Source organism: Rhizobium sp. SL86 (assembly GCF_026672545.1).
Lineage (GTDB): Bacteria > Pseudomonadota > Alphaproteobacteria > Rhizobiales > Rhizobiaceae > Neorhizobium.
This window is the reverse complement of the sequence record NZ_JAPPRJ010000002.1, coordinates 924,488-946,109: the sequence shown is the minus strand read 5'-3', so window position 1 is coordinate 946,109 and position 21,622 is coordinate 924,488. Positions and strand designations below refer to the sequence as shown.

Annotated in this window: 18 protein-coding genes; 2 read left to right on the top strand and 16 right to left on the bottom strand. The window is 62.9% G+C overall.

Annotation, left to right across the window (positions count from 1 at the left end):
• Positions 1 to 10 precede the first annotated feature (10 nt).
• Positions 11 to 1,048 carry an enoyl-CoA hydratase/isomerase family protein gene (locus OU993_RS16510; protein WP_268159223.1) on the top strand — a complete coding sequence of 346 codons (1,038 nt, stop codon included), beginning with the start codon at positions 11 to 13 and terminating at the stop codon, positions 1,046 to 1,048.
• On the opposite strand, the gene OU993_RS16505 is transcribed toward OU993_RS16510, so the two are convergent.
• The 7 genes from OU993_RS16505 to OU993_RS16475 all read right to left on the bottom strand — a co-directional run bounded on the left by OU993_RS16505 (position 1,049) and on the right by OU993_RS16475 (position 8,685).
• Positions 1,049 to 2,827, bottom strand: coding sequence for an adenine deaminase (locus tag OU993_RS16505; RefSeq protein ID WP_268159221.1), 1,779 nt, complete (start codon positions 2,825 to 2,827; stop codon positions 1,049 to 1,051). It abuts the gene before it with no gap.
• Positions 2,824 to 3,747 (bottom strand): nucleoside hydrolase, encoded by a 924-nt coding sequence (locus OU993_RS16500; RefSeq protein ID WP_268159219.1) that lies wholly within the window; start codon positions 3,745 to 3,747, stop codon positions 2,824 to 2,826. The genes OU993_RS16505 and OU993_RS16500 overlap by 4 nt, the downstream gene beginning before the upstream one ends.
• Positions 3,748 to 3,752: 5 nt before the next feature.
• Positions 3,753 to 4,778: an ABC transporter ATP-binding protein gene (locus OU993_RS16495; RefSeq protein ID WP_268159217.1), complete on the bottom strand. Its 1,026-nt coding sequence runs from the start codon at positions 4,776 to 4,778 to the stop codon at positions 3,753 to 3,755.
• Positions 4,771 to 5,550, bottom strand: a complete 780-nt coding sequence (locus tag OU993_RS16490) for an ABC transporter permease (RefSeq protein ID WP_268159215.1) — start codon at positions 5,548 to 5,550, stop codon at positions 4,771 to 4,773. The genes OU993_RS16495 and OU993_RS16490 overlap by 8 nt, the downstream gene beginning before the upstream one ends.
• Positions 5,547 to 6,377 carry an ABC transporter permease gene (locus OU993_RS16485; RefSeq protein ID WP_268159213.1) on the bottom strand — a complete coding sequence of 277 codons (831 nt, stop codon included), beginning with the start codon at positions 6,375 to 6,377 and terminating at the stop codon, positions 5,547 to 5,549. Before OU993_RS16485 ends, OU993_RS16490 begins: the two co-directional genes overlap by 4 nt.
• Positions 6,378 to 6,586: 209 nt before the next feature.
• The gene (locus OU993_RS16480) at positions 6,587 to 7,609 is read right to left on the bottom strand and encodes an ABC transporter substrate-binding protein (RefSeq protein WP_268159212.1); all 1,023 of its coding nucleotides are present in this window, start codon (positions 7,607 to 7,609) and stop codon (positions 6,587 to 6,589) included.
• Entirely contained in the window at positions 7,606 to 8,685 is a 1,080-nt protein-coding gene (locus OU993_RS16475; RefSeq protein ID WP_268159210.1) for a LacI family DNA-binding transcriptional regulator, read from the bottom strand. The genes OU993_RS16480 and OU993_RS16475 overlap by 4 nt, the downstream gene beginning before the upstream one ends.
• Positions 8,686 to 8,986: 301 nt before the next feature.
• Here OU993_RS16475 and OU993_RS16470 point away from each other — a divergent pair, with 301 nt between their 5' ends.
• Entirely contained in the window at positions 8,987 to 11,068 is a 2,082-nt protein-coding gene (locus OU993_RS16470; protein WP_268159209.1) for a putative bifunctional diguanylate cyclase/phosphodiesterase, read from the top strand.
• Positions 11,069 to 11,090: 22 nt separating this feature from the next.
• Here the strand turns inward: OU993_RS16470 and OU993_RS16465 are convergent, their stop codons facing one another.
• The 9 genes from OU993_RS16465 to OU993_RS16425 all read right to left on the bottom strand — a co-directional run bounded on the left by OU993_RS16465 (position 11,091) and on the right by OU993_RS16425 (position 21,580).
• A complete protein-coding gene (locus OU993_RS16465; RefSeq protein ID WP_268159207.1) occupies positions 11,091 to 12,671 on the bottom strand; it encodes an FGGY-family carbohydrate kinase in 1,581 nt (526 codons plus the stop codon).
• A gap of 55 nt (positions 12,672 to 12,726) precedes the next feature.
• Complete coding sequence (locus tag OU993_RS16460; protein WP_268159206.1) at positions 12,727 to 13,437, bottom strand: HAD family hydrolase; 711 nt, start codon at positions 13,435 to 13,437, stop codon at positions 12,727 to 12,729.
• Positions 13,438 to 13,446: 9 nt separating this feature from the next.
• Positions 13,447 to 14,928: a mannitol dehydrogenase family protein gene (locus OU993_RS16455; protein WP_268159205.1), complete on the bottom strand. Its 1,482-nt coding sequence runs from the start codon at positions 14,926 to 14,928 to the stop codon at positions 13,447 to 13,449.
• 74 nt (positions 14,929 to 15,002) lie between these two features.
• Complete coding sequence (locus OU993_RS16450) at positions 15,003 to 16,019, bottom strand: ABC transporter ATP-binding protein (protein ID WP_268159203.1); 1,017 nt, start codon at positions 16,017 to 16,019, stop codon at positions 15,003 to 15,005.
• Positions 16,020 to 16,042: 23 nt separating this feature from the next.
• On the bottom strand, positions 16,043 to 16,873 hold the full coding sequence (locus OU993_RS16445; RefSeq protein WP_268159202.1) for a carbohydrate ABC transporter permease: 831 nt from the start codon (positions 16,871 to 16,873) through the stop codon (positions 16,043 to 16,045).
• Positions 16,874 to 16,877: 4 nt separating this feature from the next.
• Positions 16,878 to 17,750 (bottom strand): carbohydrate ABC transporter permease, encoded by an 873-nt coding sequence (locus OU993_RS16440; protein ID WP_268159201.1) that lies wholly within the window; start codon positions 17,748 to 17,750, stop codon positions 16,878 to 16,880.
• Positions 17,751 to 18,009: 259 nt separating this feature from the next.
• Entirely contained in the window at positions 18,010 to 19,329 is a 1,320-nt protein-coding gene (locus tag OU993_RS16435) for an ABC transporter substrate-binding protein (RefSeq protein WP_268159199.1), read from the bottom strand.
• 148 nt (positions 19,330 to 19,477) lie between these two features.
• The gene (locus OU993_RS16430) at positions 19,478 to 20,431 is read right to left on the bottom strand and encodes a sugar-binding transcriptional regulator (protein ID WP_268159197.1); all 954 of its coding nucleotides are present in this window, start codon (positions 20,429 to 20,431) and stop codon (positions 19,478 to 19,480) included.
• Positions 20,432 to 20,581: 150 nt separating this feature from the next.
• Positions 20,582 to 21,580, bottom strand: coding sequence for a LacI family DNA-binding transcriptional regulator (locus OU993_RS16425; protein WP_268159195.1), 999 nt, complete (start codon positions 21,578 to 21,580; stop codon positions 20,582 to 20,584).
• Positions 21,581 to 21,622 lie beyond the last annotated feature (42 nt).

Here is a 21,622-nt window from a genome sequence, read left to right as displayed (position 1 = left end):
GGAGGACAAGGTGGCTGTGGACGAAGAGGACTTGCGGGTCCGTGTCGAGGGCCGCGTGGGCTGCATCACGTTGACGCGCGGCAAGGTTCTGAACGCCGTCAATCGCACGATCGTCGATCGGATGACGGAGGTGCTTGGCGCCTGGGCGGAGGATCCCGCCATTGCCATGGTGTTGATCGATGCCGACAGCGAAAAGGCATTTTCCGCCGGCGGTGATCTCACTGCCATGTACCACTACGGCAAGAGCGGCGATTACCAGTCAGGCAATGATTTCTGGCGCGACGAATACCGCCTGAATGCCATGATCGATCGTTTTCCAAAACCTTATGTGCCGTTCATGGACGGCATCGTGATGGGCGGCGGCGTCGGCATTTCTGCGCATGGCTCGCACCGCATCGTCACGGAGCATTCGGTGGTCGCGATGCCCGAATGCGCGATCGGCCTGATCCCGGACGTCGGCGGGAGCTACCTCCTGCGCCAGGCCCCCGGGCGGCTTGGCGAATATCTCGGCCTCACCGGCACCCGGATGAACGGCGCAGACGCAGTCTACGCCCGCTTTGCCGATCATTATGTGCCGCGGGAGCGACTTCCCGAGTTGAAGGCTCGGCTGATCGAGACGGGAGATGTCGATGCGATCGGCCATTTCGAAATCCCGGCCCCGGCCTCGGTCCTGGAAACCCGGCTCCTGGATGTCGCGCGTATCTTCTCCGGCCCGACCGTCGAAGCCATCCGCGACGTTCTGGCGGAAGAAGAGGCCGAGTGGGCGGTGAAAGCGCATGAGGCGATCGTCAAGGCGTCGCCCATCTCGCTGTTCTGCACACTCTGGGCGGTCCGGGCGGCCAAAACCCTGCCGGAAGCCCTGCGCAACGAATACCGTTTTGTCTCGCGCGTGCTGGAGCACGGGGATTTCGTCGAGGGAATCCGCGCCGTGATCATCGACAAGGACCGCAATCCGCAGTGGCGTTACACCTCTTTGGAAGCGGTACCCCAGTGTGTGCTTTGCCAGATGGTGGCCGAAACCGAGGGTGGCGATCCCGATTTCGGCTGATCAGAGAACCGGACTGTCGAGAAGACTGCCTGTGACGACATCGGCAATGCCGCGATCCGTCTGGTGCGGCCCGGCATTGCAGGCCAGGGTCGCGCCGAAGCAGGCCTTGAACACCAGATAGGGCGGCTGCCAGTCAAGGATCTCGTCCATCGCGGCGCGAACTGCCGAGAAACCACGGGCAATGTCGTCGAGCGACGCGCCCGAAACGAGACCGGAGAGCGGCAGGGGCAGGCATGCCGTAACCTTGCCCTCGAAGGCGACCGCCATGCCGCCGCCGGCTTCGATCACGGCATTCGCCGCCACGGCCATATCGTCCGGATTGCCGCCGAAAACGGTCAGGTTGTGGCTGTCATGCGAAACGGAAGTGGCGAATGCGCCGCGCCATGTTCCCCAGCCGCGGAGGAACCCGACCCGGGGCCGGCTGTCGGCACGCCCATGCCGATGGGCAACCGCAATCAGCGTCGTCTCTTGCGGCGGCACGACGAAACCGTCTTCGACCGAGGCTTCCGTCTCGCCCCATTGCGTGAAGCGCGGGCGGTCGATGGTGGCGATCCGAACCCGTGTCCCCGTGGCCGGTACCCGGAAGTCATCGGCCGACAGCGGGGCGATTTTCATCGACCCGGTGAGCGCGGATGTGTCAGTCTCCGTCAAAGGTTGCAGCAATACGCCATCCCTCGCGATCGGTTCGCCGTTGACGATCACCAGTGCTGCGTCGAACTCGGTCAGATCGGAGAAGATGACAAGATCGGCACGCCGGCCGACCGCCACCAGGCCAAGATCGTCACGGCCCAGCCGGCGCGCGGCGTTCAGGGTCGCCGCCTGCAGCGCCCACACGGGGTTCAAGCCGTAGCGCACCAGCCGGCGCACCACATCATCCAGACCGCCACCGGCGAGGAGGTCATCGGGAAACACGTCGTCGGTGCACAGCGTCACCGTCTGCGGCAGGTGGCCGAGCCGGTTCAGTGCCTCGACGAAGTCCGGCAGCAGATGATCGTGCGAGCCGCGCAGCTCGATGGTCAGTCCGGCGCGCAGCTTGTCGAGAAGATCCTCGCCGGAGATCAGTTCGTGGTCGGAGGTGATGCCTGCCGCCATGAAGGCGGCCAGCCTGTCGCCCGCCAATCCGCGCGCATGGCCGCAGACGAGCTTTTCTGCCGCGAGACCCGCCTGCAGGATGCCGCTGATGCGCGGCTCCCGGGCAATTACGCCCTGCATGGTCATGACCTCGGCAATGCCGCCGATCTCCGGCCAGGAGAGAAGCTCGGCAATCACGCTCGCGTCGAAATCGGCGCCGTTCAGTTCCAGGCCAGGTGCGGAGGGCACGCAGGAGGGCGCAAGCAGGATCATCCTGAGCGGAAGCGAACGAGCGGCTTCTGCTGCGAACCGAACGCCGTCGACGCCATGCACATTGCCGAATTCATGCGGGTCCCAGACGATGGTCGTCACCCCGCGCGAAAGCACGGCGGCGGCATAGGTCGCCGGTGTCACCATCGAACTTTCGATGTGCATATGGGTGTCGATCAGGCCGGGAGTAATGAAGCCGCCGGCCGCGTCGAAAGTCTCGGCCGCATCGGTCCGGCTACCCGGAGCATGCACGCTTGCTATTAACGGACCGACCACACCGACATCGGCCTTGCGGCATTCGCCGGTCACCATATCGACGACCGTGCCATTGATGATCAGTCGGTCGAAAGGTGTGTCGCCACGCGCAGCGGCAACAGCGCGGCTGCGCAGATCCGCGTCATGGAGATCGGCTGGCTCGGTTCGGCTGCCGGCGATCATCGGGATGCCTCTTCGCGGAGAGCCTCAAGGATGGTCGCGCGCACGGCGGTCGCATCGCAGTCGGCTGCAAATTCGGCGTTGAAGCTGCCGTGTGTCTCGCGCGTTTCCACTACAGTGCGTCCGCGGGTGAGCGTGCCGCCGCATTCGATGTCGATCCGCGCCTTCTGGAAACGGACGAGGTCGGGATAAGCAAAGGCGACGGCAGCCGCGGGATCATAGAGCGCCATCGAGGAGCGGCCACGCGATATGGCGATATCGATGAAACCGCCCAGCATGTCGGCGATCAGGCCCGCATTGCGCCCACGGGCACTGCGGATCGGCACGACGTCGGCTGGCGCTGCCAGAACTTTCCGGCAGAGGTCGAGATCCACCATGCGCAGCGGCAGCCCATGGGCAAGGCAGATGGCGACCGCTTCCGGATCGGCCAGCGCGTTGAACTCGGCGGAGGCGGTGTGGTTACCGCGGGTGAGGCCGCCGCCCATCCAGGTCAGGTCATCAATGCGGGCGGCGAGATCGGGTCGTGCCAGCATGAGCGCCGCCAGGTTGGTGAGCGGGCCGAGCGCCAGGATGCGGCGTGGTGTTTCGGTCGTTTCCAGCCAGTCGCAGAGCGCTGCAAAGGCCGGGCCATCCGACACGAATTCGGCGTGAGGCAGTGTGGAGCCAAGAGTCGGAATGCCCGTCTCACCAAGGATTGCCTCGGCCGTTTCCAGTCTGCCCATCACCGGCCGCTCGCGCCCGACATAGGTTTTGTAGCGCCAGCCGAAGGTCTGTGCCGCGCCGCCGGCATTGCGGCAGACCTGCGGAAGCGGGGTGTTGCCGAAGACCAGGGAAATGCCGTCGATCTCGAGGCCGGCATGACGGACCACCAGAATGGCCGCGATGTCATCGAAGCCCATGTCGGTGTCGATCCAGAGTCCCATGCGCGTCACCCGACCCGATGGAGAGGCGCAGCGGAGGCGACCGGCAGATCGAAGGCGACCTGTTCGCCGAGCGTATAGGCGGGGCGCGCTGCATCGACTTCGGCACGAATGGGGCCGAGCGGTGTGTCCAGAACATAACCGCGGATATTGCCGGCAAAGGAGACGCCCAGCACCGTTCCGGAGAATGGTCCTTCGCCCAGCGTCACCATGCCCGGCCGCCAGGCAAGGCCCGGAGCATTCGGGCATTCGGCGCCGAGGGCAAACTCTTTTCCATCCGCGATCAGTTTCCCGTCCCGCAGCTTGAAGATGTTCTCGAAACCGACGAAATCCGCGACGAAATCGGTGGCCGGTCGGTTGTAGATGTCCTCCGGCGTGCCGATCTGCTCGATGGCCCCATTGCGCATCACGACGATCTTGTCGGCAAGCGCGAGAGCCTCGACCTGGTCGTGCGTGACGAAGATCATCGTCATGCCGGTTTCCTTCTGCAGGCGCTGCAACTCGCTGCGCATGTCGAGCCTCAGGCGGGCGTCGAGGTTCGACAGCGGTTCGTCGAGCATCAGCAGCTTCGGCTGCACCACCATCGAACGGGCGAGCGAAACACGCTGCTGCTGGCCGCCGGAGAGATCGGTCGCTTTGCGCTCAGCAAAGGAAAGGAGCCCGACGGATTTGAGGCCCGCCTCGACCTTCTGCCGCAGCTCGTTGCCCTGCACGCCCTTCATGCGAAGCCCGAAGGCGACGTTTTCGAACACCGTCAGGTGCGGGAAAAGCGCATAGGACTGGAAGACGAGGCCGATCTCGCGCTTGTTGGCTGGCACATGGGTGATGTCGCGCCCGTCGAGAACGATCTTGCCGCCGACGGGGTTCATCAGCCCGGCAATGGCGCGCATGGTGGTGGTCTTGCCGCAGCCGGACGGACCGAGGAGAGCAAGCAGTTCGCCCTTCCTGATCGTCAGGTTGAGATCCTTGACGGCAGTCGTCTTGCCATAGGCGAGCGACAGGTTTTCGAGCGAGAGATAGGTTTGATCAGACATAGCGGGAGAACCCCAGGAAACGTTCTGCGGCAAAAACGATGCCGATGGACAGGAAGGCGAGAAGCGAGGAAAGCGCCGCAATCGACGGGTCGAACACGTTTTCCATGTAACCCAGCATGTCGATCGGCAGCGTGCGGACACCCGGACCCGACAGGAACAGCGAGACCGGCACCTGGTTGAAGCTGGTGACGAAACCGAGAATGAAGGCCGAGAGAATGCCGCCGCGGATATTCGGCAGCACGACGCGGAAGAAGGCGCCAAGACGCGACGAACCGAGGATCACGGCCGCCTCCTCGATGTCGGCGCGCAGATTGGCGAGGCTCGCCGAAACGACCCGCACCGCATAGGGCAGGATCAGCGCCGTATGCGCAACAAAGAGCGCCAGCGTCACCGACATGCCGACCGGGATCACGAAATAACGCAGAAGCGCCAGACCGACGATGATGCCCGGAACGATGATCGGCATGGAGACGAGGAAACGCACGGTTTCGGCAAATGGGAGCCGATAACGCGACATCGCGTATGAGGCAGGAATGCCGAGGATGAGGGCCGCGAGCGTGCCGCCGATCGCGAGGAACATCGAGACGCCAAAACTCTGGCGAAAGCTCTCGATGGTGAAGACCTTGATAATCCAGCGGAAGGAAAATCCCTGCGGCGGAAAGGCCAGCGTCTCGCCGGCGGAGAAAGAGGCCGCGACGATGATGAGGAACGGCCCGATGAGGAAAAGCATCATCAGGAACAGCGTGAGAGGCGTGAACAGGCGACGGATCATTTGCCGCTCCTTCTGGCACTGGCAATGCGTTTCAGCAGAATGTTGGCGGCAAAGCTCATGACGATCAGGATGAAGGCGATGACGCTGGCGGCGACGAAATTGTTGGACACGGTCACCTGCTGGTAAAGCAGGGTTTCGAGCATCAGCACCTTCGAGCCGCCGAGAATGGCGGGCGTGATATAGGCGGTCATAGACCCGGTGAAGACGAGCGTGCCGCCAATCACGAGGCCCTCCTTGGTCAGCGGCAGGATGATCTTCCAGAAGACGCTGAGCCAGCCGGCGCCGAGCACGCGTGCGGCGGGCACCACATCACGCGGCAGGTTTTCCAGGGCGGAGATGAGCGAGATGATCATCAGCGGCAGGAAGAGTTGAAGCAGGCCGATGAAGATCGCCGTTTCGGAAAACAGGATGCGGATCGGCTCGTCCGTCAGTCCGATTGCCTGCAGCGCCTGGTTGATAATGCCGGTGCGGCCGAGAATGACGATCCAGGCATAGGTGCGGGCAACCGGCGAGATCATCAGCGGCAGTACGACCAACCCGACCATGCGGCCCTTTGCGCCCGGCGGCAGCGAGACGATCGCATAGGCCGCGGCATAACCGATCACGGCCGCAACGAGGGTCACAAGTGCCGATAGCTTCAGCGTGCGCAGGAAGACGGTGCGGTTCAGCGGCTGCGAGAAGAAGTCGACATAGGCCGAGAGCGTCCACTGGTCGGCATTACGAAAGCCTTCCGACAGCAGGAGCACGACGGGAACGAGGAAGACGAGGGCCGCAAACAGCGCCGCCGGCAATGCCAGCGCCAGTCCTTCCGCGCGGTTCTGGAACATGGTGGTGCCTCAATGGGCGCAGGGGAGGGCTTTCGCACCGTCACGGGCTGCGCGGATCGGGTTTGATGGTTTGCCATCCGCAGTGCTTGCGGATGGCATGCGTGTGAAGCAGTGCAGAGGCGCAGCCTTTGCGGGACACGGTGAAGGCATTTGCGCCCGTCACCGCGTCCCCAGCCTTGGGAGGCATTCGGAAAGGGACGTCGTCCCGCTTATTGACCGACCTTGCTGTTCCATTCGGACAGCCACTTGTCGCGGTAGTCGAGGGCCACGTCAGACGGGATCAGCTTCAGGCTCTTGGCGGTGTCTGCCCCAAAGGTGATGTTGTTCGCCACTTCGTCGGAAACCTTCACCTCGGCGTTGGCCGGGCTGTCGATCAGCTTTTCGGCAAGCTTCGTCTGCACCTCGGTCGAGAGCCAGAAATCCATGAATTCAAGCGCCAGATCGCGGTTCTTCGAATTCTTGGTGACGACCATGACGTTCATGCCGCCGGTCTGGCCTTCCTTCGGAGTGGCCCAGGCGAGCGGCAGGCCGAGCTTCGTGAACGGTGCCCAGGAGAAACGGCCGACGGGTGCCGCCCAGATCTCTTCCTGCTGCATCAGCTGCACGAGCTGTGAGGACTTCACGTAGAAGGTGACGACTTTGTCTTTCTTGGCGCCCAGCGCCTCGATCGGCGTCTTCAGGTCCGGTGCGTCGGTGCCAAGCGCCTGGCCCAGCATGTAGAGCGCCGGCGGGCCCTGGTTGGTGGTTACGTTCGGGAAGGCGACATGTGAAACGATGTCGTCCTTCAAGAGATCGCCCCAGGAATCGATCTTCATCTTGTCGGTGCGGTAGACGATCGAGGTGGCGTAGAAGGTGTAACCGACGCTCATGCCGTCGCCGTTCGGATCCTTGGCGATGTCATAGAGCTTGTTGAAGCTGGAGAGCTTGGCGGTATCGACCTTGTCGATCAGACCCTTGCGGGAGGCGGCCAGCGCGTCTGCCATGGAGACGACGGCCATGTCGACGACGGGGCTTGCCTTGTGCTCTTCCATCTTGGCGAGCCGCTCGACGCTGTTGCCGGTCTCGACCACCAGCTTGCAGCCGCACTTCTTTTCGAAGGGTTCGTAGACGATCGTCTTGAACTCGTCCTGGGCAAAGGCATAGACGGAGATCGTCAGCGTCTTGTCCTCAGCCTGCGCAACGCCACTCGCCAGCATGAGGACGGAGGCGGTGGTCAGCAGTGTCTTTTTCATCGGTGTTCTCCTTCTGGAAGCAGATCCATCTTTTGCGGGGTCAACGCTCTGCGTCCGGAGGTCTGACGGACGACAAGCGCCATCGGCACGCTTTTTTGCTCCGCGGTGACAAGCGTGCCTGATGTCGTCCGCAGTTGTTCGGGTAAAGCTTTGGTCTCGGTCTCGATTGCACGGGAAAGCGCCGCGATCGCGATCTCGGCAATCGTGCCCATGTCCATGCGTACGGTGGTGAGGCTCGGCGTGATGACCGAGGAAAACACGAGGTCGTCGAAACCGGTGACGCTCACCTGTTCGGGTACGGCGATGCCGGCACCCTGCAACTCGGTCAGTGCGCGCAGCGCGTGAAGGTCGGAGACGGCACAGAAGGCGGTAAAACCCTCGGCCACCTTGTCCTTCAGCCCCAATGGGGCGCCTTTGCCCTTGTTCTTCTCATGGTTTTCGATCCACAGCACCTCCGCGCGGCCATTGGCCGGCAGGCGGGATTTCATGCCGCCGATGCGGTCGTTCTGGACGTTCGAATCCGGGTTGTTGCCGATCAAGAGAAATGAGCGGTGGCCAAGTTCTGCCAGATGATCGACGACCGCTTGGCCACCTTGCCAATGGTCTGCGGAAACCGTGTTTCCGGGTGTAGACGGGCTGTCGATCACGGCGACCGGTCTGCCGATGTCGGCGACGCGGGTGCCGCGCCGCGGGACGACCACGATGCCATCCACCGAACGTTCGATCAGCCGGTTGATGGCGGCGGTCTGCGCGGCGATGTCGCCATGCGAGTCGGCGATCAGCACGCCGTAACCGGCCTTTGAGGCTGCCTGTTCGATCGCCTGGGCAATCTGCGGGAAAAGCGGATTGGCGATGTTCGGCAGAACGAGACCCAGAACCTGGGTGCGCCCGGTGCGCAGCGCGCGGCCCGTCATGCTTGGCGTATAGCCGAGCGAAGCGGCCGTCGCGCGGATCTTGTCCGCCAGTTCCGCCGAAACCCGGCCTTTTCCGGCCAGCGCATTCGACACCGTCGCCGATGACACGCCGAGCAGCGTGGCGATCTCGTTGAGGCTGGAGCCGGGGCGGCTGACGGACATGGGCGGCCTTGTTGATTAATCGATTAAGCAATCTGGTAACGCATCACTGCTCACTTGTCGAGGGGGTGTGATGCAAATTGCACAATCTCTGTGCTCGCTCAGTCTTTGAGCACAGGAGGTGGTGTGTTTCCCCTACGTAAAGTTGAGTTCAAGTAAAACCGGCTGAACAATCCCTCTTTGACGTCAATATGCGTCGGTGCATTAGAACATACGTAACCAGTGGCGCCTAATATTCGGCATCATGGATAGGTCTCGCAGGGTGTCGACGGTTCGAAACCGGTGGAGTGAAGGGACGTTGAGTATGGATGCAAGTATTTCGTCTACGGACGAGAGGGGCCGCCCCCCGGATGCTTCATCCGCGCAGCCGCAGCCGCAGGCGCTTCCGCCGCGACAGGTGTATGATGCGCGGCTGCAGACCGCGCTTCTGCGCATCGCCTACAAGAACACCACCGCCAGTGTTTTCGTCCACCTGTTTGCCTCGCTCGGAGCGGCCTATCTCGCCTGGCCGATTGTGGAGGTCCAAGCCCTCCTGATCCTGTGGCTGTCGGCACAGCTTGTTCTGTGTGCTGCACGGCTTGCCCAGGTCGCACGCAGCCGGCCGATCTTCCGCGCAAGCGCGGTCCTGCCGCTGCATGTCATCCGGCGATTGCGGATTTACAATGGGGCCGGCCAGCTGATTGTCTGCCTGGTCTGGGCAAGCTTCACCTTCTGGGCGGTGATCCATGGAACGGATACAATTCGCCACACTGGTCTGATCATCATTTCGGCGCTGGCCGCCGGTGCCACGGGCACGCTTGCGGCGGAAATCCTGGTGGGCCGCCTCTATATCAGTGGCATGCTGTTGCAGGGGTCGGTGGCCCTGATGCTGACGACGCGGCCCGATCCGGTGATTGCGCTGCTCGGCGTCGTCTTCACCCTTGCCATGCTGGTCGTCCATCGCAACAATCACCAGGTTCTCGCAAAGTCGCTGATGCTGCGTTTTGCCAATCAGGATCTGGTCCTCAACCTCCAGGCGGAACAGCAGGCGCTTGCGGAGCTCAATGCCACTCTGGAAGCGCGGGTCAGCCAGCGCACGACGGAGCTGAAGACGCTGGCCGAACACGATGCGCTGACCGATGTCTTGAACCGCACCGGCCTGCTGCGCTGGTGCGAACAGCGCAAGGATCAGCTGGGCCATGACGACGCCTTCGCGGCGATCTTCATCGATCTCGACCGCTTCAAGCAGATCAATGACGGGCTTGGGCATACGTTCGGCGACCGCGTTCTGGCCGAGACCGCCGGTAGGCTCTCTGACGGTGTCGCGCCCGACGCAGCCCTTTGCCGCTGGGGCGGCGATGAATTCGTCATCGTGCTGAGCGGACCCCAGGATAGCTTGCACGACAAAACGATCGCGCTCGCAGAACACATCCGCAGCCTCGTCGAGCAGCCGATGGAAATTGCCGGCCACGACCTGAGCATCAGTTTCAGCGCGGGTATCGCCTTTGCGATCCGAACTGACGACGATATCAGCGAAGCGATCCATTGTGCGGATCTGGCCGCCGGGGCCGCCAAACGCAAGGGCCGCGGCGTGACCGAAAGCTACAATTGCGCGCTGCTGACCGAGCAGGAGCGCAATCTCACCATCGCCCAGTCGTTCAAGAGCGCCCTCGAACGCCGCGAGTTTACCGTCGCATTCCAGCCGATCGTCAAGGCGGGTTCCCACCGGGTGGAATGTTATGAGGCTCTCTGTCGCTGGGTCAGCCCCAAGCTCGGCCGTGTCAGCCCGGACGAATTCATCGCTGTTGCGGAAGAAACGGGCGACATCGTCAAGCTTGGCGCCTTCGTCCTCAACGAGGCGCTGGCCCGGCTCGCGTCCGAGGACCTGTTGCGCCATGGGGTGAAGGTTGCCGTCAACGTTTCCGTCCGCCAGCTGGTCGCGCCGGGTTTCGTCGAGCAGGTCCGGTCCGCCCTCTCGGCCCAAAGGGTGCCACCGCGTTCTCTGGTGCTGGAAGTGACGGAATCCGTCTTCGACCCGCGCAACAGAACGGTGATCCTGACCGTTCTCACGGCATTGAAAGGGCTTGGCATCGAGATCCATGTGGATGATTTCGGCACGGGTTATTCGTCGCTCTCTCGACTGCACGAGATGCCGATCAGCGCGTTGAAGATCGACAAGTCCTTTGTTCAGGCGCTCGACACCCATGGGCGGGCAATCATCAGCGGCACCACGGTGATTGCACGGGATCTCGGCATCGAGATCATTGCGGAAGGTGTCGAGACGGAACGACAGGCCGCACAATTGGAGGAGTTGGGGATCAACTCCCTGCAGGGGTATCTGTTTGGCAAACCGAGCGCCGATATCGGCCAACCGCTCGACGACGCGCCGCAGGCAAAAGCGGGATGAAGACCGCCTTCGTCCAGACCGCCTAGCCAACCGCACCAAGCTCGGCACGGTGCCGCTGCATCATGAGGAAGCGCCGGTAGTCCCGCTCGTAATGAGGCCGGGCTTCGAGATTGGGCGAAAGCTGCACGCAACCCTGATCCATAGCCTTTGCCGCCGTTAGAAGATCGGGATGAAGACCGGCACCGGTTGCCGCCGCAATCGCGGTTCCGAGCAGAACCGCATCGCGGGCCGTCGGAAGCCGGACCGGCAGGCCGGTCACGTCGGCATATAGCTCCACCAGAAGCGGGTTGCGCACATGGCCGCCCGCCGCATGCAGGGTGCGGATTGGGTAGCCGCTCGCCTGCATCGTTTCAAGAATCTGCCGGATGCCAAGAGCTAGCGCCACGCAGGCGCGCCAGTAAAGGCGGCAGAGGCCGTCGAACGAGGTGTCGAGCGTGAGACCCGCGATCGTGCCCGTTGCGCGCGGATCGGCAAGCGGGGCGCGGTTGCCGTGAAAATCCGGCAGGATGTTCAGCCCTTCCCCCAGCGTGTAGGGCGCGTCCTTGCGCAGCATGCCGATGCGCTCGATGATGCGTTGGTGAAGCGCCGGGAGCGGTTCGCCGCCTGCCGCATGCATACGAACCACATGGTCGAGCAGCGCACCTGCAGCGGACTGGCTGCCCTCGACCAGCCAGACATCCGGCAGAAGCGCGCCGGAAAAGGGCCCCCAGAGGCTTCTCGCAATAATGGGGGCGGACGAAAGCGCCACGATGCAGCCCGATGTGCCGCCGATAAGCGCGAGATCGCCGGATTGACCCGCATCCCCAACGGTTGCGCCGAGTGCCCCCAGCGCGCCGGCATAGGCATCGATGATGCCCGGCGAGACGATGCAGTCTTCCGTCAGACCGAGATCGTCGGCCGCTCTTTTCGTCAGCCGCCCGAGATGCGCGCCGACCGGCAGCGAAGCGGTCGGCAAACCTGCCCGTTCGAGAAGGTCGTCAAGGCCGGCTGCGGTCAGGAAATCCTGCCGCCAGCCGTCGTCCTCATGCGCCAGGTAGTTCCACTTGGCCGTCAGCGTCGATCGTGAGCGCGCGGGAGATCCGGTCGCGCGCCAGGTCATGAAGTCCGCAAGGTCGAAAGCATGGCCCATCACCTGCCAGAGATCGGGCCTGTGCCGCTTGAGCCACATGAGTTTCGGCATCTGCATTTCCGGCGAGACGCTGCCGCCGCAGAAGTCGAGGACGGGATGTCCGGTGGCGTTCAGCGCTTCCGCCTCGTCCACGGCCCGGTGATCGAGCCACACCATGGTGTCGAAGCGCGCGTCGCCGGCCATGCCAAGCGTCAGCGGCTGCCCTTCTCGGTCACGCAGTACGATTGAGCAGGTTGCGTCGAAGCCAAGGCCGGCTACCTCCTCCGGCCGGGCTTTCGCCTCTGCCATGGCCGCCTTCACCGCATGGCAGGTGGCCCGCCAGATGTTTTCGGAATCGTGCTCGGCAACCACATCGCCATCGCGGCGCATGAGGATCGGCTGACTGTCCTTGGCGAGCAGTTCTCCCTCGGCGGTGAAGACGCCTGCGCGTGCGCTGGCCGTTCCCACATCGACCGCCACCACAAGCTTGCGCATCAGGTCCGTCTTCCCATCCTGTCGAATCCTGCCGCGCCTCCGCGTCGACCGGCGCTCATGGCGCCGGAAGAGACGAGCGGGCAGCCGGTTCCCTGCTGTATTTTTGAATAAGGTGGAGCAAATCGGACATCGCGTCAAACGTAACGTCAGGAGAAAGTGCCGCAACCTCCCGGCGGTATTCCGCCCGGTCTGCATGCGAACCGCCGGTAAAGGCGAAAACGGTCATGCCCGCACGTTTGGCTGCCAGGATGCCGGCCGGGCTGTCCTCGATGACGATGCAGTCGACCGGCTCAGTCTGCATCACTTGCGCCGCATGCAGGAACAGATCCGGTGCTGGCTTGCCATTGTCCACCATGGTGGCGCTGAAGATATGCGGCTCGAAGAAGGCCAGCAATCCCGTCAGTCTCAGCGACAACCGGATGCGCTCCGGCTGGCTGGACGAGGCAACGCAGCGGCGAAACGGCAAGGTCGCAAGCGCATCCGCGACCCCGCTCACCGGCTGAAGCTCCGTTTCGAACCGTCGGTAGAGATCGCTGCGCATTCTCTCCAGAAAACCGGCATCGGCGGCAATGCCGAAATCGGTGTCGAGCACGCTGATCAGATTGGACAGGCTGCGGCCCAGGAATTTCCGGTAGGCTTCCGCTTCGTCAAGCTCTGCCCCATGCGCCCGTGCGACATCGATCAGCACACGGATGGACAAAGGCTCGCTGTCCACCAGAACGCCGTCGCAGTCGAAGATCACCAGAGGGTCGGGAGCCTGTTCCATCGCATCAGTCTAAACCGCCAGACGGTCGTCAAGATAGAGCTGCAAGGTCTTTGCCGTCCCCTCCGTCCACAGGCTTTGCAGCGCATGGGCAAAACGCCTGCGGAAATGCTCGGAGCCGGACACCGCGTCAAAAATTTCGTCGAAGGCAAGGAAGGCCATCGGGTCCTGCTTGGCCCTGAGGGCCGCCGCATGCAGTTTGTCGGCGCTTGCATCGTTGAAGGTGATTGCCTTGCCGCTGTCGGATGTGCCGGCGAAATAGCGGCACCAGAGCGCCGAGACAAGTGACAGGCCGATCACATCCTCGCCCCTGGCCAGCCGGTCGGCGGTGGACGGCAGGATGAATTTCGGCTGCCGGTTCGAACCGTCCTGTGCCAGCCGCGGGATCGTGTCGCCGATCTTCGGGTTGAGGAACCGGCGCTCGATCAGCTGGAAATAGTTGTCGAGATCGGTGTCCGGCACGGGTGGCACGATGGGGATGATCTCGTCCCGCTCCAGCTTGGCGAGGAAAGCCCGGATCAGCGGATGCTCCATCGCCTCATGCACGAAATGGATGTCGAGAAGGGCAGCCGGATAGGCGATCGCCGCATGGCCGCCGTTCAGGATGCGGATCTTCATCAGTTCATAGGGCGCCACATCGGGTACGAACTGAACGCCCACCCGCTCGAGCAGCGGCCGGCCGGCGGGAAAACGATCCTCCATCACCCACTGCTTGAACTCCTCGCAGAAGACCGGCCAGTTGTCCTCGATGCCGAAGTCATCCGCGAGAATGCCGATCTCGCGGCTGCCCGTCGCCGGCGTAATGCGGTCGACCATGGAGTTCGGGAAGGCAACTTCGTCGTGGATCCAGTCGGCAAAGTCCGGATCGGAGAGGCGGGCAAGGCCGCAGATGGTGTTTTCCGTCACATGCCCGTTGCCGGGAATGTTGTCGCACGACATCACCGTGAAGGGGGCAATGCCCTTCTCGCGGCGAAGCCTGAGGCCGGCGATGATGAGGCCGAAGACCGTCTTCGGATCGGACGGATTGGCCGCGTCGGCCTGGATCGCCGGATGCGTCGGATTGAAGTGGCCGTTCGCATCGATGAAATAACCGCCTTCCGTGATCGTCATCGAGACGATGCGGATTTTTGGATTGGCGAGCGCTTCGATGATCGCCGTCGTCTCGCCGACCGGCAGGATATCGATCATCGGCGCGGTGACGCGCGCGGCCGTCCGGTTGTTGTCCTGTTCCACGACGGTGGTCAGGAAATCCTGGGCGGCGAGTTTCTCACGCATCGCCTGGTCGGAAGGCAGGACGCCCGCGCCGATGATGCCCCAGTCGTGGTCGAGCCCTTCGTTGAACAGGTCGTCCAGATAAACGGCCTGGTGCGCGCGGTGAAAATTCCCGACGCCGAAATGCAGGATGCCCGCCATCAGGCGCTGCGGATCGTATTGCGGCACGGCCGCCGTTTTGGCCACATCCGAAAGGTGGGAGCGCGAGAGTTTGATCGTCATGGTCTGAGGTCCTCGGAGGGTCCAGGTCATTGAAGTGTGTCTTGGCTGGGCCGCCCCACGGGCCGCCCTACCGTTCAGGCGGCGCGGTCGCTGGTAATCGCCAGGCCGCTGTCGTCGAAGCGGTGCAGCTTGTCCTCGTCCGGTGTCAGGAACACCCGGTCGCCATGCCGGCAGGAAAACTCGCCGCCGGCCCGTGCGGTGAGCGAGCCGATGCCCTTCACCTCCACATGCAGGAAGGTATCGGAGCCGAGATGCTCGGCGACGGTGACGACGCCTTCCCAGCTGCCCGCTTCGCGCGACAGCGTCATGTGTTCCGGCCGTATGCCTACGGTCTTTGCCCCCTTCGACCGGGCAAATTCGCCCTCGATCAGGTTCATGCGCGGCGAGCCGATGAACCCCGCGACGAACAGGTTGGCGGGCCGGCGGTAAAGCTCGAGCGGCGAGCCCACCTGCTCGATGCGGCCACGGTTCAGGACCACGATCTTGTCGGCCATGGTCATGGCCTCCACTTGGTCGTGTGTCACATAGATCATCGTGGTCTTCAGCGTCTGGTGCAGTTCGCTGATTTCAAGGCGCATGTTGACGCGCAGCGCCGCGTCGAGGTTCGACAGCGGTTCGTCGAACAGGAAGGCTTTCGGCTGGCGCACAATCGCCCGGCCGATCGCCACGCGCTGTCTCTGGCCGCCCGACAACTGGCGTGGTTTGCGGTCGAGATAATCGGTGAGGTTCAGCACACGCGCCGCATCCGCCACCTTGCGGTCGATCTCCGCCCTGTCGAGGTTCGCCATCTTCAGCGGGAAGGCGATGTTGGAACGCACGCTCATATGCGGATAAAGCGCATAGGACTGGAAGACCATCGCGAGCCCGCGCTGCGCGGGCGCCGCTTCGGTCGCATCCTTGCCGTCAATGACGATCTCGCCGCCGGAGACGTCCTCCAGCCCGGCGATCAGTCGCAGCAGCGTGGATTTTCCGCAGCCGGAGGGGCCGACGAAGACAACGAATTCACCGTCGTTGATGTCGAGGTCGATCGAGGGGATGACCTTGGCTTCGCCGAAAACCTTGGAAACCTTGCGCAGGGTAATGCTGCCCATTTTCGTGTTCCTTTATAAGCCCGTTATTTCACGGCGCCGAAGGTGAGACCGCGCACCAGCTGCTTCTGGCTGAACCAGCCGAGGATCAGGATGGGGGCGATCGCCATGGTCGAGGCGGCCGAGAGTTTTGCGTAGAAAAGACCTTCCGGGCTCGAATACGAGGCGATGAAGGTGGTGAGCGGTGCGGCCCTCGAGGTCGTGAGGTTCAGCGTCCAGAAGGCCTCGTTCCAGGCGAGGATGATGTTGAGCAACAGCGTCGAGGCGATGCCGGGGATCGCCATCGGCGTCAGCACGTAGACGATCTCCTTGGCAAGCGAGGCCCCGTCCATGCGGGCTGCCTCAAGGATCTCGCCGGGGATTTCCTTGAAGTAGGTGTAGAGCATCCACACGATGATCGGCAGGTTGATGAGCGTCAGCACGATCACGAGGCCGATGCGGCTGTCGAGCAGGCCCATGTCGCGGAAAATCAGGTAGACCGGGATCAGCGCACCGACCGGCGGCATCATCTTGGTGGAGAGCATCCACATCAGGACGTCCTTGGTCCGCTTGGTCGGCGAAAAGGCCATGGCCCAGGCAGACGGAATGGCGATCAGAAGCCCGAGCAGTGTCGAACCGACCGACATGATCACCGAGTTCCAGAAATGCAGCACATAATCGGAGCGGCTCTGCACCTCTGTGTAGTTCTCCGTCGTCCAGTGGAAGAACAGGAAGACGGGCGGCGAGGCGATCGCGTCACCTTCCGATTTGAAGCTGGTGAGGAAGGTCCAGAGGATCGGGAAGAAGATCAGGAAACCGAGCGTCCAGGCGATCGCCGTCATGACGAGTTTTCGTTTTGTGGAAACCTTGCGTGCCATTGTGTCAGGCCTCCAGATTCTTGCCGATGAGGCGCACGAGGAAGATCGCGACGATATTGGCGAGGATGACCGCAACGATGCCGCCAGCCGAGGCTCCGCCGATATCGAACTGCAACAGCGCCTGCGCATAGACGAGGTAGGTGAGGTTGGTGCTCTCCGTGCCCGGCCCGCCATTGGTGGTCACCAGGATCTCGGCAAACACCGACAGCAGGAAGATCGTCTCGATCAGGATGACGACGGTGATCGCGCGGGCCATGTGCGGCAGGACAATGTAGATGAAACGCGAGACGAACCCGGCGCCATCCATTTCCGCGGCTTCCTTCTGCTCCTCGTCCAGAGACTGAAGGGCGGTCAGCATGATCAGCGTCGCAAAGGGCAACCATTGCCATGCGACGATGATGATGACCGAGAGCAGCGGAATGGTCGCGAGAAAATCGATTGGTGCAAAACCGAGGCTGCGCGCGATCCAGGCGAACAGGCCGTTCACCGGGTTCATGAACATGTTCTTCCAGACGAGCGCGGACACCGTCGGCATCACGAAGAAGGGCGCGATCACCAGGATGCGCACGATCCCCTGGCCGAACATCGGCTGGTCGAGCAGAAGCGCAAAGGCAATCCCGCCGATGACGGTGATCAGCAGGACACCGAGAACCAAGAGGAGTGTATTGCTCAGCGCCGCAAAGAAGGCCGGGTCGCTGAGAAAGAACTGGTAGTTCAGGAAACCGGTGAACTCCTCCATGCCCGGCATCAGCAGGTTGTAGCGCAGGAAGGAGAAATAGATGGTCATGCCGAGCGGCACGATCATCCAGGCAAACAGCAGGATGACGGACGGCGCCATCATCAGGCGTGCTGCCGAACGGGTGTGGGTCGTCGCCATGGAAGCCCGCCTCTTGTTCTGTTGAACTTAGTCAGAACCTCCCCCTCTGGCTGCCGCCGTCTCCCCCACAAGGGGGGAGAAACCTCGCGGCATTCACCTGCCCCAAACGGAGGAGTGCGGTGAGTGCTGCGGGTTAAGCCCCTCCCCCTTGTGGGGAGGGGTTGGGGAGGGGTCTTATCTGCAAAACCAGGATCTTTGCCGGTCCCCTCTCCCCGTTCACGGGGAGAGGGCTAGGGTGAGGGGCAAACGCCCAGAAACCTCACTTCTTCGGATAACCCGCCTTGGCCATTTCGCGTTCGGTCAGTTGCTGGGCGTTCTTCAGCGCCTGATCGACCGAAACCTGGCCGGCAAGGGCTGCGGAGAACTGCTGGCCGACCGCCGTGCCGATGCCCTGGAATTCCGGGATCGCCACGTACTGGACGCCTTCATAGGGAACCGGCTTCACCGTCGGCTTCTTCGGGTCTGCCGCGTTGATCGAGTCGAGCGTCATCTTGGCGAAGGCGGCGGCCTTCTGGTATTCCGGGTTCTGGTAAAGCGAGGTGCGCGTGCCCGGAGGAACGTTCGCCCAGCCTTCCTTTTCCGCAACGAGGTTCAGATAGTCCTTGCTGGTTGCCCAGGCGATGAACTTTTCCGCCGCTTCCACCTTCTTGGAACCGGCCGGGATGGCGAGGTTCCAAGACCACAGCCAGTTGCCGCGCTTGCCAAGCCCATTGTCCGGGGCGAGTGCAAAACCGACCTGATCGGCAACCTTGCTTTCCTTCGGATTGGTGACGAAGGAGGCGGCAACGGTCGCGTCGATCCACATGCCGCATTTGCCGGTCTGGAAGAGCGCCAGGTTTTCGTTGAAGCCGTTGGATGAAGCACCCGGAGGGCCGGCGTCCTTCATCAGCTTGACGTAGAAGTCGAGCGTGTTCTTCCATTCCGGCTGGTCGAACTGCGGTTTCCAGTTCTCGTCGAACCAGCGGGCGCCGAAGGAATTGGCGGTCGCCGTCAGGAAGGCCATGTTCTCGCCCCAGCCGGCCTTGCCGCGCAGGCAGATGCCGTAGGTTTCGGAACCCTTGTTGGTGATCTTGCGGGCCGCGTCCGCAATGAAGTCCCAGGTCGGCTTTTCCGGCATCTTCAGGCCGGCCTTGTCGAACAGATCCTTGCGGTACATCACCATCGAGCTTTCGCCGTAGAAGGGGGCGGCGTAGAGCTTGCCGTCCACCGTCAGGCCGGACCGGATCGGCGGCAGAAGGTCGTTGGCGTCGTATTTTGCGTCGCTGGTCAGCTTGTCCAGCGGTGCGAGCCAGCCCTGCTTGCCCCAGATCGGCGTCTCGTAGATGCCGATGGTCATCACGTCGTACTGGCCGCTCTTGGTGGCGATGTCGGTGGTGACGCGCTGACGCAGGACGTTTTCTTCCAGCGTCACCCATTCGAGGTCAATGCCCGGGTTCTTCGCCTTGAAGTCATCCGTCAGCTTCTGCATGCGGATCATGTCGCCGTTGTTGACGGTGGCGATGGTAAGGGTCTCGGCGGAGGCCGCGCCGGAGAACGCCAGCGCAGAGACCGCGCCGAGCAGAATGGTTTTTAATGTCATGTCTTCCTCCCAGAAGAACTTTAAAACGAGCATTCGCCTTGCTCATGGGCAATTACTCATTTTATGACAACAGATGTCAAGCGCCATTCGTCGCTGCAACGCAGCGACGGGCGCGTACATCATTGAATTTCAATAGAAAATATTTTGCTCAGGCGGAGAGCATATGCTCAGCGGTCTTCTCGTCGGTGATCAGGCCGTTGATCATGCCGCCCCGCAATGCGGCGGCCATGGAGCGTTCCTTGCGGCGGCCAAGCGCCACGCCGATCACGGTTCCCCGCTCGCGCGGCGGGATGGGCACGCTGGCCACCCGGTCATTGATCGGGTCGGCGAGAAGCTTGCCGTTCTGGTCGAACATCCAGCCGCAGATCTCGCCAACGGCGCCGCGGCTCATCAGTGCTGCCATGTCGTCCGGTGCCAGGAACCCGTCGACGCAGAGCGGCGCATCCTCGCCGAGTTCGCCGATTCCGACGAAGGTGACATCGGCGGCAGCACCCAGCGTGAGCGTGGACTGAACGATCGGCTGGCCATGCAGCAGAACGCGCTCTTCCGCCGACGAGCAGAGGACCGGAAGCGGCATCGGAAAATGCCGGGCCTTGATGGCATCCGCCATCGAGAAGATGACGTTGTAATAGGCGGCTGAGCCGTCCGGCGTGATATTGCCGGTCAGCGACACGATTCGATGCTGCGGGCACTCCATCGACGGCAACTGGTCGACCGCGGCCTTCAGGGTTCGCCCGGTCCCGATCGCCAGCACGATGGGCTCCGGCTTCTTCAGCCAGCGTTCGATTTCCGCGGCAGCGGCTTCGGCAATGCCAACCGTCGTTGATGTACCGACCGGATCGGAGGGCACGACATCGATATAACGCAGGTTGAACTTGTCGCGCAGCGCGTTGGACAGCTCAAGACAGGCGGAGATCGGATGGTCGAGCCGGACCTTGATCAGGCGTTCGGCGACGGCAAGCGAGACAAGCCGCTGGGCCGACTGGCGGGAAATGCCCATGGCGGCGGCAATTTCGTCCTGCGTCCGGCCGGCCACGTAGTAGAGCCACCCGGCCCGCGCTGCGTCATCAAGTCTTCCCTGCGAATCAGACCGTCTTGCCATGTCGTTTCCTGAATGCTGCGCCACCACGGTCGCTGACATGAATGGAATTGTGCTGTCAATTGAAGGGACTGGAAAGGCTCTTCATCAGCTTTCCGGTTCGCCGATACAATTTGCCGCCCCTGAAGTCGAAGAACCGCCCGTTCCGGCCCCTCATTCGCCGGCCAGCGAGATGCGGGGTGTGAAAGCGACGACCCTCTCAAGGGTCTTGCGGTCATCCGTCATCGCCTGCAGGGCGAGGCGCGCCGCGGTCTCACCCATCTGCCGGCGTGGCGAATAGGAGGTCGCGATGCTGAAAGGCAGGGCCTGGGCTATGTCAAGCCCGTTGAAACCGGCGATCAGGATGCGGCTTGGAACCGCGATGCCCAGTTCCATGCAGGCAAAGGCGCCGCCTGCCGCCATGTCGTCATTGGAATAATAAAGGCAGTCGATTTCCGGTTCGCGTTCCAACAGTGCCTGCGTCAGCCGTTTGCCAAGCCCGAGCGAGGAAAGCTCCGGCGCCGTCTCCTCCGCCAGGAACCGCAGCCCCGTCCGGGCAAGGCCTGCCTCAAAACCCGCCTTGCGCTTGGCGGCTCGCAGGTCGCGGCCCAGGCCGCTGCCGACATACCCGAAACGCTGCCGTCCGGAAGCGATCAGCGCGCCGGCCATCTCCTCGCCGGCCGCCGTGTGCGACAGGCCGACACTGAAATCCACCGGCTCGCCGTCAAGATCCATCACCTGGACGATCGGCACGCCGGCCTGCCGGAGGAGGCGCGTCGTGTCGTCCGGCTGATCGAGGCCGGTCACGATCATCGCGGCCGGACGCCAGGAGAGCATGTTGCGGATGATCTCACGCTCCTTGGTCGCATCGTATTCGGAAAGCCCGAAAACCGCCTGCATGCCGGTGCCTTCCAGGACCGCGCTGATGCCGGACAGGACTTCCGGAAACACCACGTTCGACATGGTCGGCACCACGACCCCGATCAGGTTCGTATGCTGCGCCGAGAGCGAGAGCGCCAGCTGGTTGCCGACATAACCAATGCGTTCGGCCGCTTCGCGCACCTTGAGGATATTGTCCTTTGACACATCCCGCGCGCCGCGCAGGGCGCGTGACGCCGTCATCTTGCTGACGCCGGCGGCGGTAGCGACTTCTTCAAGCGTGGGGCGGCGCATGGCTCTTTTATCCTGCTGGGGCATGGCGTCTTTCAACCGGTG

Coding starts and splice junctions, on each gene's coding strand:
- OU993_RS16485 (WP_268159213.1), bottom strand. CDS start 6,377: ATGTTCCAGAACCGCGCGGAAGGACTGGCGCTGGCATTGCCGGCGGCG.
- OU993_RS16500 (WP_268159219.1), bottom strand. CDS start 3,747: ATGGGACTCTGGATCGACACCGACATGGGCTTCGATGACATCGCGGCC.
- OU993_RS16475 (WP_268159210.1), bottom strand. CDS start 8,685: ATGTCCGTCAGCCGCCCCGGCTCCAGCCTCAACGAGATCGCCACGCTG.
- OU993_RS16450 (WP_268159203.1), bottom strand. CDS start 16,019: ATGGGCAGCATTACCCTGCGCAAGGTTTCCAAGGTTTTCGGCGAAGCC.
- OU993_RS16460 (WP_268159206.1), bottom strand. CDS start 13,437: ATGGAACAGGCTCCCGACCCTCTGGTGATCTTCGACTGCGACGGCGTT.
- OU993_RS16445 (WP_268159202.1), bottom strand. CDS start 16,873: ATGGCACGCAAGGTTTCCACAAAACGAAAACTCGTCATGACGGCGATC.
- OU993_RS16455 (WP_268159205.1), bottom strand. CDS start 14,928: ATGACGATCAAACTCTCGCGCTCCCACCTTTCGGATGTGGCCAAAACG.
- OU993_RS16470 (WP_268159209.1), top strand. CDS start 8,987: ATGGATGCAAGTATTTCGTCTACGGACGAGAGGGGCCGCCCCCCGGAT.
- OU993_RS16465 (WP_268159207.1), bottom strand. CDS start 12,671: ATGCGCAAGCTTGTGGTGGCGGTCGATGTGGGAACGGCCAGCGCACGC.
- OU993_RS16495 (WP_268159217.1), bottom strand. CDS start 4,778: ATGTCTGATCAAACCTATCTCTCGCTCGAAAACCTGTCGCTCGCCTAT.
- OU993_RS16480 (WP_268159212.1), bottom strand. CDS start 7,609: ATGAAAAAGACACTGCTGACCACCGCCTCCGTCCTCATGCTGGCGAGT.
- OU993_RS16505 (WP_268159221.1), bottom strand. CDS start 2,827: ATGATCGCCGGCAGCCGAACCGAGCCAGCCGATCTCCATGACGCGGAT.
- OU993_RS16430 (WP_268159197.1), bottom strand. CDS start 20,431: ATGGCAAGACGGTCTGATTCGCAGGGAAGACTTGATGACGCAGCGCGG.
- OU993_RS16490 (WP_268159215.1), bottom strand. CDS start 5,550: ATGATCCGTCGCCTGTTCACGCCTCTCACGCTGTTCCTGATGATGCTT.
- OU993_RS16435 (WP_268159199.1), bottom strand. CDS start 19,329: ATGACATTAAAAACCATTCTGCTCGGCGCGGTCTCTGCGCTGGCGTTC.
- OU993_RS16425 (WP_268159195.1), bottom strand. CDS start 21,580: ATGCGCCGCCCCACGCTTGAAGAAGTCGCTACCGCCGCCGGCGTCAGC.
- OU993_RS16440 (WP_268159201.1), bottom strand. CDS start 17,750: ATGGCGACGACCCACACCCGTTCGGCAGCACGCCTGATGATGGCGCCG.